At 29.1% G+C, this 15,412-nt stretch carries 9 protein-coding genes; all 9 read left to right on the plus strand.

What is annotated here, in order from left to right:
• Positions 1-107 precede the first annotated feature (107 nt).
• The 9 genes from BM335_RS10605 (at position 108) to BM335_RS10645 (ending at position 15,411) form a co-directional block, all read left to right on the plus strand.
• Complete coding sequence (locus BM335_RS10605) at positions 108-1,859, plus strand: hypothetical protein (RefSeq protein WP_090226920.1); 1,752 nt, start codon at positions 108-110, stop codon at positions 1,857-1,859.
• Positions 1,860-1,978: 119 nt separating this feature from the next.
• The gene (locus BM335_RS10610; RefSeq protein WP_090226925.1) at positions 1,979-4,690 is read left to right on the plus strand and encodes a type I restriction-modification system subunit M; all 2,712 of its coding nucleotides are present in this window, start codon (positions 1,979-1,981) and stop codon (positions 4,688-4,690) included.
• Entirely contained in the window at positions 4,681-5,862 is a 1,182-nt protein-coding gene (locus BM335_RS15745; RefSeq protein WP_177219193.1) for a restriction endonuclease subunit S, read from the plus strand. The genes BM335_RS10610 and BM335_RS15745 overlap by 10 nt, the downstream gene beginning before the upstream one ends.
• Positions 5,863-5,881: 19 nt before the next feature.
• Positions 5,882-6,916 carry a PGN_0703 family putative restriction endonuclease gene (locus BM335_RS10620; protein WP_090226930.1) on the plus strand — a complete coding sequence of 345 codons (1,035 nt, stop codon included), beginning with the start codon at positions 5,882-5,884 and terminating at the stop codon, positions 6,914-6,916.
• Between the two features lie 19 nt (positions 6,917-6,935).
• Positions 6,936-7,415, plus strand: coding sequence for a hypothetical protein (locus BM335_RS10625; protein ID WP_143102416.1), 480 nt, complete (start codon positions 6,936-6,938; stop codon positions 7,413-7,415).
• Positions 7,412-9,193 (plus strand): DUF262 domain-containing protein, encoded by a 1,782-nt coding sequence (locus BM335_RS10630; RefSeq protein ID WP_090226937.1) that lies wholly within the window; start codon positions 7,412-7,414, stop codon positions 9,191-9,193. The genes BM335_RS10625 and BM335_RS10630 overlap by 4 nt, the downstream gene beginning before the upstream one ends.
• Position 9,194: 1 nt before the next feature.
• Positions 9,195-11,645: a DUF262 domain-containing protein gene (locus tag BM335_RS10635; protein ID WP_090226940.1), complete on the plus strand. Its 2,451-nt coding sequence runs from the start codon at positions 9,195-9,197 to the stop codon at positions 11,643-11,645.
• A 2-nt stretch (positions 11,646-11,647) separates the two neighbouring features.
• Positions 11,648-14,698: a type I restriction endonuclease subunit R gene (locus BM335_RS10640; protein ID WP_090226944.1), complete on the plus strand. Its 3,051-nt coding sequence runs from the start codon at positions 11,648-11,650 to the stop codon at positions 14,696-14,698.
• A complete protein-coding gene (locus tag BM335_RS10645; RefSeq protein ID WP_090226948.1) occupies positions 14,698-15,411 on the plus strand; it encodes a M48 family metallopeptidase in 714 nt (237 codons plus the stop codon). The genes BM335_RS10640 and BM335_RS10645 overlap by 1 nt, the downstream gene beginning before the upstream one ends.
• Position 15,412: the final 1 nt, after the last annotated feature.

The raw sequence follows: 15,412 nt of genomic DNA on the forward strand, positions 1-15,412 counted from the left end.
ACGACTTTAATACTTTATATTTGGTAGGTCTTTATGAAAAATTGCTACTAAGTTTCAAAAATGACAATTGCATTAGTTTTATTATTTATTTTGAAATTTTTACTTAAATGAAATTAACTTCCAGAATTGTACTAACTTTTAATGATATTTTTCCAGATGAGGAACCTAAAGGAATAAATGAATATCTGGATGGTATTGATAAAGATTTACTTATAAAATTCGGTTCTTTTATTTTAGGGTTTTCTAGAGACTCTAAGTACGAACATCCTGTAACGTTCTTGAAAATGTTTTTTTCTGAAGAAAACGATCAATTTTCTAGGGAAGTATTTCTGAAATTACGAGCATTTGTTGGAGTTTCAGATAAACCAATTACAGATTACAGTTTTCCCTTTATTGTTAGTAGCTTGTCCTTTTTTGAAAATGCTTTTGCAGAAAATTTTGGCCTATTAAAAAATTATACAAACCAAGAAATTGAAATTAGAATTTTTAAGGCTTACTTATTATTAAATAAAATTAACACCACTAATAGGACCTTCGTTTTAGATGAAAGTATAAGCTATTTAAAAGAAGATATCACCAAGTTTGCTACGGGTTACTGCATAGGTTTATTCTTAAATAGTTCAGATTTTGTTAACTATGATTTAAAAAAGGTATTTGTAACCCAAATAATTAGAGCAATATCATTTTTTGAATTTTTGGAAGGTATTGATAGTGCTCAAGAATTGTTAAAAGAATTCTATAAAGAATACAATGTATCAGGGTACTCCGCCTACTTAAAGGGATTATTACCTCTTGCAACTTCTGTTATTACTAACGAAAAAGAATCACATACCGATATTATTATAACTGAAAACAAGAAAAAAGCATCAAATATCGAGTTCCTTGAAAAGTTTTCAATTGATCCATCTGAATTATTTGAAGCTTTTGATTTCAATTATATGAGATCTGCTCCAGTTTATCGTTATGACGAAAATACATTTAGATTAACCTACCCTTTATTTGCACTTGAATTAATAGGTAATGGGTTATATTTTAAGTTCAAAGCAATTAATGATGAACTACCCAAAGGAAAAAAAGTTAAAGACCTTTATGGTCTTAAAACTTATGATTTTTCTGAAAAATTTATATTACATAAAGTTTTAAAAGATTATTTCGGAAATAGATTTTTCCAAAGAAATGGAGATGATTTAGATGCAGAATTTGAGGGGGCTCCAGATTACTATGTTCGTAATGGCAAAAAAATATTTCTATTTGAATCTAAAGACATATTGCTAAATGCAAAAGTAAAACAGTCGTCTGATTTTAACGAAATAAATAACGAGCTATCTATTAAACTTTATAAAAACGAAAAAGGAAAGCAAAAAGCAGTTTTACAAATTATTAATAATATTCGTAAAATTCTTACTAAAACATTAGAATTTGATTCAAAGTACAATCCAAGAAATATAATAATTCACCCAATATTAGTTTTGCACTATAGAATATTTAATACTACTGCTTTAAATAAATGGGTTAACTTTTGGTTTCAAGAAGAATTAAAAAATTTAGAACAAGAGGGGTTAGATGTGTCCAATGTAAAACCTTTACTTCTAATTGATATTGATACATTAATTTACAATAAAGATGTCTTCTCTGGCTGCAAGCTTTCATTAGAAGAAGTTTTAATTGAGTATCAGGAAGATTTTATAAATTTCAGTGTCAAAGATAAAAAATACAGAAGCGAAGAGGAAGCAACTCAAGCACTAAAGAATTCACTTATTCCTTTTGGGGAGTTTTTAGATAATAAAATAGATTTGAGTGGATTAAGAGTTGTACCTAAAGAATTTGAAGAGAAGACCTACGGATTATTTAAAGACTAGGAGAAAGAATCTAAAATTATTCACAAAAAGTTATAAAACATACACAAATCATTCAGTTCAAAAAAGTACCTTTATAGCTAACATATTTTTATAAAAACAGAATACTCTAACAAAACAAAATGGCAATAAAAAAATCCGAACTATACAGCTCATTATGGGCAAGTTGTGATGAGTTAAGAGGTGGAATGGATCCAAGTCAATACAAAGATTATGTATTGGTAATGTTATTCCTAAAATACATAAGTGATAAATGGGCAGGCAAACCCTATGCCCCAATTACAATTCCAGAAGGTTCTAGCTTTGATGATTTAAAAGCCCTTAAAGGGAATGATCATATTGGAGACCTTATAAATAAAAAAATAATTGGACCTATTGCGAAAGCTAATCAGCTTTCTGATATGCCAGATTTTGATGATGTTACCAAATTAGGTGATGGAACAGAAATGGTAGAACGATTGACCAACTTGATTGCAATTTTTGAAAAACCAGAATTAGATTTTAGTGGAAACCGTGCTGAAGGTGATGATATTTTAGGAGATGCCTATGAATACTTAATGCGGAATTTTGCTACGGAAAGCGGAAAAAGCAAAGGGCAATTTTATACACCTGCAGAAATCAGTAGAACAATGGCAATGATTATTGGAATTGATAAAGCCAATACAAGTGCCAACACCACTATTTATGATCCTACGTGTGGATCAGGTTCCTTATTGTTAAAAGTAGGTGTTACAGCAAATTCAAAATTAACATTATACGGCCAAGAAAAAGAAGCAACTACAGCTGGATTGGCACGTATGAATATGATTTTACACGATTATCCAACCGCTGAAATAAAACAAGGCAATACACTTTCCAAACCTTTATTTGAAGAAAATGGCAATTTAAAACAATTCGATTTTGTGGTAGCAAATCCACCGTTTAGCGACAAACGTTGGAGCAGCGGATTAACCTTGCCTGAAGATGGTAAATACAATCGTTTTGCTGATTATGGTGTGCCACCATCTAAAAATGGAGATTTCGCCTATTTATTACATATTGTACGCTCGCTAAAACGTAACGGTAAAGGTGCCGTAATTTTACCTCACGGCGTTTTATTTAGAGGAAATGCAGAAGAAGTTATTCGTAAAAATTTAATTATAAAAGGCTATATAAAGGGAATTATTGGTTTGCCTCCAAATTTATTTTATGGTACAGGGATTCCTGCGAGTATAATTTTAATAGACAAAGAATATGCTGCAAACCGTAAAGGTATTTTTATGGTAGATGCAGGTAAAGGATTTGCTAAGGATGGTAATAAAAATAGACTGCGTGAGCAAGACATTCGTATGATAACCGATATTTTTAATAGCCAAATTGAAATCCCTGGATATAGTAAAATGGTGTCGGTTACCGAAATTCAAAATAATGAATACAATTTAAATATTCCTCGGTATATTGAAAGTCAAGATAAGGAAGATATTCAAGATATTGAAGGACATTTAAAAGGCGGTATTCCAAACGTTGATATAGAAGATTTAAACAACTATTGGCAAGTGTACCCAAGTTTAAAAAGTAGTTTATTTCAACCTTTAAGAACCAAGTATTCAAGCCTGAAAATAAAAAAAGAATACATAAACCAAACTATTTTTGAACATCCTGAGTTTGTTACCTTTAGCAATCAAATGGACGAACTTTTTGCTACTTGGAAAACTGAAAGCATCACCTATTTAAAAGGGCAAGATGTTAACTGTCATCCTAAATCCATCATTAAAGAGTTAGATGAAAATATATTAACCAAATACCAAAACAAACCTTTGGTTAATAAATACAATATGTACCAACATTTACTAACCTATTGGAATGATACAATGCAAGATGATTGCTATATTATTTCTTATGATGGTTGGAAAGCAGAAACATACCGCATTTATAAGGAGAACACCAAAAAGGTAATGGTAGATAAAGGTTGGACTTGTGACCTAGTGCCAAAAGACTTAGTTACAGATAGATTTTTCCCTGATGAAAAACTGGAAATTGACAATTTCAATGCCAATTTAGAAACAATTATAGCTGAATATACAGAGTTACAAGAAGAACATAGCGGTGAAGAAGCTGCGTTAAAAGATGTAACTAAAAAAACAGACGCACAAACAAACTTAATTGATTTTATAGATGTAGCCTTAAGCAATTATTTTCCTAAGTTATTCACTTCAAGTGAAGATTTAAAAGAAGATTTGAGAATGTTAATTATTGAAGAGTTTCAATTGAAAAACAACGCCGCTTTAGAACAATTAAAAAACGGAAAAGGCAACATCACCAAAAAAGCGATTACCGATAAATTAGCCAATGCTAATTGTAGTGACGATGAAAAAAAAGTGTTAAACAACTATGTGAAAATTTTAGCTAAAAAAACTAAAGTAAATAAAGAGCTAAAAGCATTAAATGAAGCAATTGAAATAGCCATTAACAAGAAAATTGAAGAAGATAGCCAGTTAGAATATATTTTTGAAATTACCATTTTAAGAAAATACATTCAATTAAAAGATGATGAAACAGCTGTAAAAAAAGAAATAAAAGAGGCTGAAGATAAGTTGGATGCACTATTGTATGCCAAATACCCAACCTTAACTGCCGAAGAAATAAAAACATTAGTAGTAGTCGATAAATGGATGGTAGCTATTGAAAATGCAGTTAAAAGTGAAATAGACAACATTAGCCAACGTTTAACCAACCGTATAAAAGAATTAACGGAACGTTATGAAACACCTTTACCATTAATTAATACGGAAACTTCTCTTTTAGAAAATAAAGTTTCAGAACATCTAAAAAAAATGGGATTTGTATGGAATTAAAACAAAATGTTGCCCTAAGCGCGTTGAAGGGTTATAAAAATACAGTGATTGGTGTTATTCCAGAGGATTGGGTAGTAACTAGATTAGGTGATGTTTTAAAAATTAGGCACGGAAAAAGTCAAAAAGAAGTTGAAGTAATAAATGGGAAGTACCCCATTTTAGGCACAGGTGGTATAATGGGAGCTACAAATACATATTTATATAATAAACAGTCTGTGTTAATTGGAAGAAAAGGGACTATTGATAAGCCTAGATTTATGGATACTCCATTTTGGACTGTTGATACTTTATTTTATTCAGAAATATTTGAAAATGCTATTCCTAAATATTTATTTTATAATTTTCTACTGATTGATTGGTATTCTCATAATGAGGCTTCTGGCGTACCGAGTTTAAATGCTTCAAAAATTGAAAACATTAAAATTCCGATGCCTTCTACCAAAGAAGAACAAAAATCCATAGCCCAAGTATTAACCGATACTGATAACCTAATACAAACCATAGAACAAAAACTCTCTAAAAAAAGAAACATAAAACAAGGTGCTATGCAACAATTGTTAACACCTAAAAAAGATTGGGAGGTTAAGAAGTTACCCGATGTTTGTTGGTTTCAAGAAGGTCCTGGATTAAGAAATTGGCAGTTCACTAAAAATGGAATGAAAGTGATCAATGTTACAAATCTTGTAAATGGTTATCTAAATCTTGATAAAACCGATAGGCATATTTCAATGAAGGAGTTTGAAAATATGTATAAACACTTTGAAATTGATGAGAATGATATTGTAATGGCTAGTTCTGGGAATTCTTATTCTAAAGTTGCAGTAGTAAGAAAACAAGACTTGCGTTTACTAATGAATACTAGTGTAATTCGCTTTAAACCAATAAACGGTTTAGATTATAACTACTTATTAATTTTTCTAAAGTCAAACACTTTTAAAGATCAAATTGATTTATTGATAACTGGTGGTGCACAACCAAATTTTGGTCCATTCCATTTAAATAAGATTGATATTTTCTTACCACCAACAAAAAATGAACAAACCAAAATAGCTACTATTCTTAAAGATATGGATAATGAAATTGAACAATTAGAAGAAAAATTATCAAAATATAAATTGCTGAAACAAGGGCTTATGCAAAATTTACTTACTGGTAAAATTAGGTTGGTATAAGTGTCAAAATTTAATTGCTATGAAAATTGAAACCATAAACAACAAAGCGTATAAACTTCCAAATGAATTAAATAATTTTCAGAAAGAACTATATGTTCACCTCATCAACTATAAATGGAAATACATCACAAAAAAAGTAGGTTTATACAAGTATAGAAATACCTTTTTAGAATACGATGCCATTTTACCAGAAGAAGTTCAAGATAATTACCCAATAATTTATCCATCAGTATTAGCAGATGTATTGCAACATTTAAATAAATTTCCTTTTAAGTTACATACGCATTTTAATCATATGGCAAGCTCACAAGCTGCCAATGTAAATTTGTTTGTACCAATATTATTATCACCTAAAGCAAATGAAATTCTAAAATTATTAAAGCCAGATTTTAAAGAATTAGCAGTTGCAGAATTGTACAAAGGATTTCGTATAGAATATTGGGATGGCAACAGTAATAAAGAAAAAGGCTTATTAGGAGATCATTCGGCCATTGCAGGTACTGATAGTGACATTGCAATTGCGTATTACAACCAAAGTAATGAGTTGTGTTTATGGTTAATTGAGCACAAATTAACTGAAGCTGAATTTTCTGTATGTGGAGGTGCTACAAGTAAAGGTAAAAAACCAGTACACAATTGCACTAAAACTTTTTCCGAAATTACAGAAAATAAAGAGACCTGTTATTACCATAGTGGTAGCAACTATAACTATTGGAACATTACAGAAAATCATAAAGATTTCTTTGTAAATAATAACAATAATTTAAGCTGTCCTTTTCAAAATGGGATGAATCAATTATGGAGAAATCAACTATTAGGTTTTGCCATTGAAGATGATAAAACAAATAATTTTAAAAATGTGGACTTTTCAGTAGTGCATCATCCAGATAATCATTCTTTAGATGCTTCTATAAATGCCTACAAAAATTTAGTCGATAATAACTCAAAATTCTCATCATTTACTTCCAAAGATGTTATTGATAAAGCATTAATTGTAAAAGACAAAGAAATTGATAGTTGGATTACGTGGTATAGAGAATTGTATAATATTTAATATAGTAAATAAAATTGGTATGAAAGAATGCTTAATATTTATAATTGATGCTTTAAAAGATTTAGCACCATTATTTATATCTGTGATTGCAATTTGGTTAACGACACGTTATCAAAACCACTCTAAGAAAATGGAAACAGATAGAATGCTTAAAGAATTATTCGCTGAATTTAATGAACGCTATGATAAAATCAACAATAAATTAGATGTAATATCAAAATTAAGTGTTGAGCAATGGAATGAATTAAGTCAAACAAAACAATCAGAAAATGAAGGTGTTATTGTCGATTTTTTTAATATCTGTGCGGAGGAATATTATTGGCATAAGGAAGGTAGAATTAATGGTAATATTTGGACAAGTTGGGAAAAAGGAATGAATGACATCTACAATAGAAGCGAAATAATTCAAAACATTTGGGAGCAAGAATGTCAAAATTCTGGCTTTCAATCGTATTACATAACAAAACCCAATACATTTTTTAAAGTATCTAAAATATGAGTAAAAATAACATTGAATTAAAAGCTATTAATGATGTTTTAGGATATAATTTTTACATCCCTTCATATCAAAGAGGTTATAGATGGACATCAGAACAGGTAACTGCATTATTAAATGATTTATGGGAATTCAAAGAAAATCAACCAACTCAAGAAGCTGGTAAAGAAGCCCCTTTTTATTGTTTACAACCTATAGCTGTTAAAAATTACAAAGAAAATGAAAAAGATTATTGGGAAGTAATTGATGGTCAACAAAGATTAACCACAATTTTAATTATTCTATATTATTTTAATGAAACGGAATTCAAAACGCCAAAACCAATATTTAATTTAAAATATCAAACTCGCAACGATAGTGAACAATTTTTAAAAAATATAAAAGACACTTCGTTAGCTGCTAAAAACGTAGATTATCATCACATTAATCAAGCTTTTATTACAATCTCTGATTGGTTTTTGGAAAAGGAAAAATCCAATGCTGCAACTAAAAATTTATTCTACCCTATTTTAATAAATCAAACCAAAGTGATATGGTATGAAGTAAATGATGGTTCGGATTCTATTGATATTTTCACGCGTTTAAATATGGGAAAAATTCCATTAACAAATGCTGAGTTAGTAAAAGCTTTATTTCTTAGAAAAGGGAATTTCAAGAAAGAAAGCGAAGATAAAATCAGATTACGTCAATTACAAATTGCTTCCGAATGGGATAAAATTGAAAACACGTTACAAGATGATTCTTTTTGGTATTTCATTTACAATACTTCAAATCATTTTAAATACGATACACGCATTGAATACATTTTTGATTTAATGAAAGATAAGAAAGTTGAAGATGAAAAATTATGTACGTTTTATAAATTTAATGATGCTTTTGAGGAAAGTAAAGCAAATAATAAAGACGTTCCAGATATAGATAATTTATGGCTAGAGATAAAAAAGTATTTTTTAACTTTTGAAGAATGGTATAAAAATAGAGAATTATACCATTTAGTTGGTTTTTTAATTGCAACAAATAGCGATATTAAAACTATAAAATTAGAAGCCGAAAGCAAAACTAAAACAGAGTTTAAAAAGTATTTAAAAAAGGAAATTAGAAAGAAAGTAAAATGTAAAATAAAGGATTTAAATTATAAAAATCCATTGGTTAAAACAATATTATTACTATTTAATATTCAAACTATTGTAAGCAACAAAGATTCCAATATGCGTTTCCCTTTTGATAGGTATGAAACAGAAAATTGGGATATCGAACATATTCGTTCTCAAACAGATAAATCTATTACTGGTAATTCAAGAAAAGATTGGGCTCGTGATATCCTAGAATATTTTACCGGTGAAAAAACGAAAGACAAACAGCAAGCAATAATTGATAATTCTTTGGTGGATAATATTAAAAAGTTTGCAATAAGATTATTGCAAGTTAGTGAAGCAGATAGAATTATAGATGTTGAGTTTAATGATTTATATACTGAATTAGTTGAATATTTTAAGGAAGATAAAGAACCTGATGATATTGATAGCATTTCAAATTTAGCCCTATTAGATGCCAGAACAAATAGAAGTTATAAAAACGCAATGTTCCCTATTAAGCGTAAAACAATTCTTGAAAATGATATGACTGGTACTTTTATTCCTCTATGTACAAAAAATGTTTTTTTAAAATCATACAGTAAAAAATTAGATGAAATTATGTATTGGAAAAATACGGATGCAAATGATTATTTAACTGCAATTGAAGATACACTAAAAATTTATTTACCAGATCAAAAAGACTAATATGAGCACAAACGAAATACAAACGCAATCTGGTGAAAGATTAACTTTTTTCCAACTTTTCAATGAAAAGAAATATCAAATTGAAATTCCAATAATCCAAAGAGATTATGCGCAAGGTAGAAATTCAACTTCTGAAATTAGAAATCTATTTATAGATGCATTATATAATTATTTAGAAGAAAATAAAAAACACAGGGATTTAGACTTTGTTTATGGTAGTTTATTAAACGAAAATAATGAGAACGACACCAAATTTATTCCGTTAGATGGCCAACAAAGATTAACAACTCTTTTCTTGTTGCATTGGTATTTGGCAAATAAAGATGGTGAAATTGATTTATTTCGTAAAAATCTCTCCATTGATAATAAATCTAAATTCACGTATGAAACTCGAACAAGTTCAAAGGAGTTTTGTGATGCATTAATCAATAGCAACATCGATTTAGATAACTTACTACCTTCCGATAAAGACAAAAAAAATAATATATCTAAAACCATCCAAGACTGTGGATGGTATTATTTATCTTGGGAAAGCGATCCAACTATTAAATCTATGTTGGTTATGCTAGATACCATTCACGAAAAATTTAAAAATGCTTCCAATTTTTTTGAAAGATTAATAAGTGTTGACAATCCAGTTATAACGTTTCAATTTTTAAATTTAAATGAATTTAAACTTACGGATGATTTATATATTAAAATGAATGCAAGAGGTAAACCACTTACACCATTTGAAAACTTTAAAGCCAAATTTGAACAATTAATAGCTAGGACAAATTTTACGGATCCACCAGTATATAAATTAGAACATAATGGAGTAGAAAAAGATGTTCCAGTTCAAGAATATTTTTCTTTTAAAATTGACACAGATTGGTCTAATTTGTTTTGGAATTACCGCAATGAAAAATATGTGTTTGATGATAAAATAATGAATTTATTAAGAGCAACTATAGTAAATCATTATGCGAAACATTCATCAGAAAACAATGTTAAGTTTTTAATAGATAGGGATAAAAAAAATACGACTATTTCATTTCAACAATATAAAAACTTAGCAGGTTTTGATGAAACTTTTATTATTCAGTTTATTGAATTGCTGGATAGCATTAAGAATGGTAATAATCCTATCAAAACATTTTTAAATGGTTCTTTTTACTACGACGAACAAGCTATTTTCAAAAAAGCAATTGAAAATGATTTTGATAATTTTACACAAAGAGTTCAATTTTACGCCTATTGTCAATATTTAATATTTTGGAAATCAGACAAGGGTTTGTTAGAATGGATGCGTGTAATTCATAATTTATCTGAAAATACAATTTATAATAGTGAAAGGGAATTTATAAGATCCATTAAGGGTATTTCTAAATTGTTACCATTTAGTAATAACATTCTTGCACATTTAATAAGTGGTTCAAAAATAGAAGGATTTAATAATCAACAACTAATTGAAGAAGAAATAAAAGCGCTTCTTATTCAAGATGATAAATGGGAAAGTGCCATTTTAAAAATGGAACAACATAATTATTTTAAAGGTCAAATTAGCTTTTTATTGTATTTTTCAGGTATTTCAGATTATCACAATAATAATAAAGATTGCAATTGGTCTGGTGTTGATAATGATTTGTATTTTAAATCTTTTCAAAATTATGCAAAAAAAGCAACAACTATTTTTGACGAAAATGGATTAATTAAATTTAAAGATAATTTATGGCGTAGAGCCTTATTAACAAAAGGAAACTATTTATTGTCAGAAGGTAGTAATATTAGCTTTTTAATAGATTTCGATAGAGATATAAGTTGGAAAAGATTATTATTTGATGGAGGTAGCAGAGTAATCCCTTATGATAAAGGATTTCGCAGAGATTATATAAAACAAGTATTTGATGATGCTAATTTTGATGAAAACGAAATTGAAAACAGTTTAAGAACCATTATAAAAGATTCAATATCTTCGGTTACTGATTGGAGAAGAAACTTTATTGATATACCTGAGTTATTGGATTATTTAGGGCCTAAAAATTACATTCGATTTATAAATGAAGACAGAATATTTTTATTGTCTAAAGAGCGTATGAATGGGATGCATAGTGAATATTATTCTCATAGCTTTTTTTATAAATATGTGAATAAAAAAGAGACAGTTCCTTTTAAAAGTTCTTTTTATTTCTATTCAAATAAAGATGAAGACTGGCCTTGTATTGTTATTTCTGATTGGAAATATGAAGGAGATAATTTTGAAATACACATCAAGTATGATCCTCTAAAAAAACTATATGAACTAGTGTTTTTTGATACAGGTGAGAATGAGTTGAATAAAAAAGTAGATGAAATTTTAAATTTAAATAATCTAAAGGATGATGATGGAGAAGGCTATTATTCTATATTCTCAACTGAATCAGATATAGCAAGTGTTTTAAATAAATTACTTAGCTCCTTTAAAAATTTATAGGTATGGATACTATTGGGCAACGTGAAAAAGAAACTCAAAAAAGAGTTATTAAACTTTTTAAAGAAGAATTAAGCTACAATTATTTAGGTGATTGGACAGAGAGACCAAAAAATAGTAACATTGAAGAAGAATTTCTTTCAAATTATTTAGTTCGTAAAGGATATAGTCAAACCCAAATTAATAAAGCAATTTATGAATTAAAAAGGACCTCAATTAATTTTAACGATAGTCTATATACAACAAATAAAAATGTGTACCAATCTCTTAGGTACGGTGTAAAAGTGAAGGCAAATGTTGGTGAAAATTATGAAACTATAAAACTGATAAATTGGAGTGATTTTTCTGATAATGATTTTGCAATTGCAGAAGAAGTAACTATAACAGGGAATCTTACAAAAAGACCAGATATTGTAATTTACGTAAATGGTATCGCTTTAGGTGTTATTGAATTAAAAAGGGGAATTGTTGATATTGGAGAAGGAATTCGCCAAAACATTACCAATCAACAAGACCGTTTTATCCAACCTTTTTTTACAACTGTACAATTTATCTTTGCCGGTAATGATAGTGAAGGCTTGCGTTATGGGACTATAAACACACCAGAAAAATATTATTTAAACTGGAAAGAAGATATTGAAGATAACAGCAGATTATTGTTAGATAAATATTTACTTAAAATGTGCTCTAAAGAGAGATTTATTGAGTTGATATATAATTTTGTGCTGTTTGATGGAGGTGTTAAAAAAGTTCCAAGAGTAAATCAATATTTTGGTATAAAGGAAGCTCAGAAATTTATAAACCGTTATGAAAGCGGAATTCTGTGGCATACACAAGGTAGTGGGAAAAGTATTATTATGGTACTCTTAGCTAAATGGATTCTAGCAAATAATCCAAAAGCAAGAGTTGTAGTTTTAACTGATCGTACTGAGTTAGACAAACAAATACAAGGTGTTTTTGAAGATGCAGGCGAAACAATATATAGAACAAAAAGCGGAAAAGATTTAATGTCACAATTAGGTGAGCCATCACCAAGACTATTATGCTCTTTAATCCATAAATTTGGCAAAAAAGATGTTACTAATTTCAATAAATATATTGAAGATCTTATACAAAATCCAATAGATGTAATTGGTGAACTTTTTGTTTTTATTGATGAATGCCATAGAACGCACGGAGGCAAATTAAACCGTGCAATGAAAGCGATGTTGCCTAATGCAGTTTTCATTGGTTTTACGGGAACTCCGTTGCTTAAAGCTGATAAAAAATCTAGTTTAGAAGTTTTTGGAAAATACATTCATACCTATAAATTTAATGAAGCCGTTATTGACAAAGTTATTTTAGATTTAATGTATGACCCTCGTGATATTGACCAAAAAATCACTTCACAAAAGAAAATAGATGAATGGTTTGAAGCTAAAACGAAAGGTTTAAATGACTTTCAAAAGTTTGCCCTTAAAAAGAAATGGGGTACGATGCAGCATTTATTGAGCAGCCAATCTCGAATGGATAAAATTGTAAAAGATATTATTTTTGATTTTGGCACCAAACCTAGACTAAGTTCAGAGTGTGGAAATGCAATATTGGTTACAAGTTCCATAAATGATGCGTGTAAGTACTATACATTATTTCAAAAAACAGGTTTTAAAAATCAATGTGCAGTTATAACATCCTATAGTCCTAATAAAAATGACATCACAACTGAAGATATTGGGGCGAATACTGAAACCGATAAAGAAGCCATTTATAATTTATACGAAGAACTGTTAAAAGATATTAAAGTTCAACCAAATAAAACAAAAACAGAAAGTTATGAAGATTGGGCAAAACTAAAATTTCAAAAAGAACCAGCCAATATGAAATTACTTATAGTAGTTTCAAAATTGTTAGTAGGTTTTAATGCGCCAACTTGTACATACATATATCTCGATAAAAAAATGCAAGATCACGGCTTATTCCAAGCAATATGTAGGGTAAATCGTTTAGATACTGATGATAAAGAATTTGGCTATATAGTAGATTATCAAAACCTTTTTCAACCATTAGGTGATGCAATGGCAGTATATACATCAGAACTAGATGCCGATAATTTCAATGCAGATGATATTAATGTATTATTAAAAGATCGTTTGAAAGCTGGAAAGGAAAGACTGGAAGGTGCTCTAGAAGAATTGGCCTTATTGTGTGAGCCTGTAAAACCACCTAAAGGCACGTTGGAATATATCCAATACTTCTGTGGAAATACTGAAATTGAAGACGATTTAAAATCAAGAGAACCTCAAAGAATTGCATTATACAGAAATACTGTTTCACTAGTACGTGCCTATGCTAATATTGCTGATGATATTGATAATTTAGGCTATTCCACAAGTGAAATTACTAAAATCAATACGGATATTGATTTTTATGCAAAATTACGTCAGGAAATCAAACAAGCAAGTGGTGAAACAATAGATTTAAAATCGTATGAAGCAGATATGCGTCATTTATTGGATACTTATATCCAAGCAGAAGATCCTGAAAACATTTCCCCTTTTGGTGATATGTCTTTATTGGAAATAATTGAAAACTCAGGTATCGCAGATGCTATAAGTTCATTAGGTAGTGGAATTAGAAAAAACAGAGGAGCAGTTGCAGAAGCTATTGAAAATAATATTAGAAGTAAAATAATAAATGAGCGCTTAACAAATCCTGCATTTTTCGAGAAAATGTCAAAACTTTTGGAAGCCTTAATTATAGAGCGTAAGGAAGATGCAATTAGTTACGAGGAATATTTAAAAAAGATAGCCATACTTGCAAAACAAGCCAATGCAGGTAAAACAGATGATACACCTGATATTCTAAAAACACCTGCATTAAGAGCTTTATACAGCTTCCTAAATAGTGAAGGAATGGCATTAGTTGTAGATGAGGTTGTAAGAGAAACCAAAAAAGATGGTTGGCGTGGTAATTCTGCAAAAGAGCAAGAAATAAAGTATGCATTATATATGGTTACTAATGATCACGAACAAGTAGAAAAGCTTTTCAATCTAATTAAAGAACAAAAAGAATATTAATGTCTCAAATTCAACTTGGAAATATTACTATAGACGTTGTACAAAAGGATATAAAAAATATTCATTTGAGCATTCATCCACCAATAGGTAAAGTTACAATTGCTGCGCCGGAACAAATGAGTTTGGATACAATTAGAGTATTTGCTATTTCAAAATTGCAATGGATAAAAAAACAACAAGAAATTATAAGAAGCCAACCACGTGAGGCACCAAGAGAATACATCAATAGAGAAAGTCATTATTTTTTAGGAAAAAGATACTTATTAAAAATAATCGAATGTAATAGCACACCAAAAATTATTTTAAAACACAGCCGAATAGAGCTGTATATTAAAGAAAATACAACTACTGAAAAAAGAGAAGAAATAATTGCAGAGTGGTATCGTAGTCAATTAAAAGAAATCATTCCTCCAATAATATCTAAATGGGAAAAGAAAATTGGAGTTAAATCAAACGAGTTTGGAATAAAAAGAATGAAAACAAAATGGGGCACTTGTAATATAGAAGCAAAGCGTATTTGGCTAAACCTTGAATTGGCAAGAAAACCATTAGAATGTTTAGAATATATTATAGTGCACGAACTAGTACATTTATTAGAAAGAAATCACAATCAACGCTTTATAAATTTTATGGATGAATTTATGCCTAAATGGGAATTCTATCGGGATGAATTAAACAGGTTGCCATTCAGACATATCGAATGGAAATATTAAA

The organism is Lutibacter maritimus (assembly GCF_900116115.1).
In the GTDB taxonomy this organism is placed as follows: Bacteria; Bacteroidota; Bacteroidia; order Flavobacteriales; family Flavobacteriaceae; genus Lutibacter; species Lutibacter maritimus.

Excerpts from the sequence above, each read along its gene's own strand:
- BM335_RS10605 (WP_090226920.1), top strand. The coding sequence starts at position 108 with ATGAAATTAACTTCCAGAATTGTACTAACTTTTAATGATATTTTTCCA.
- BM335_RS10610 (WP_090226925.1), top strand. The coding sequence starts at position 1,979 with ATGGCAATAAAAAAATCCGAACTATACAGCTCATTATGGGCAAGTTGT.
- BM335_RS15745 (WP_177219193.1), top strand. The coding sequence starts at position 4,681 with ATGGAATTAAAACAAAATGTTGCCCTAAGCGCGTTGAAGGGTTATAAA.
- BM335_RS10620 (WP_090226930.1), top strand. The coding sequence starts at position 5,882 with ATGAAAATTGAAACCATAAACAACAAAGCGTATAAACTTCCAAATGAA.
- BM335_RS10625 (WP_143102416.1), top strand. The coding sequence starts at position 6,936 with ATGAAAGAATGCTTAATATTTATAATTGATGCTTTAAAAGATTTAGCA.
- BM335_RS10630 (WP_090226937.1), top strand. The coding sequence starts at position 7,412 with ATGAGTAAAAATAACATTGAATTAAAAGCTATTAATGATGTTTTAGGA.
- BM335_RS10635 (WP_090226940.1), top strand. The coding sequence starts at position 9,195 with ATGAGCACAAACGAAATACAAACGCAATCTGGTGAAAGATTAACTTTT.
- BM335_RS10640 (WP_090226944.1), top strand. The coding sequence starts at position 11,648 with ATGGATACTATTGGGCAACGTGAAAAAGAAACTCAAAAAAGAGTTATT.
- BM335_RS10645 (WP_090226948.1), top strand. The coding sequence starts at position 14,698 with ATGTCTCAAATTCAACTTGGAAATATTACTATAGACGTTGTACAAAAG.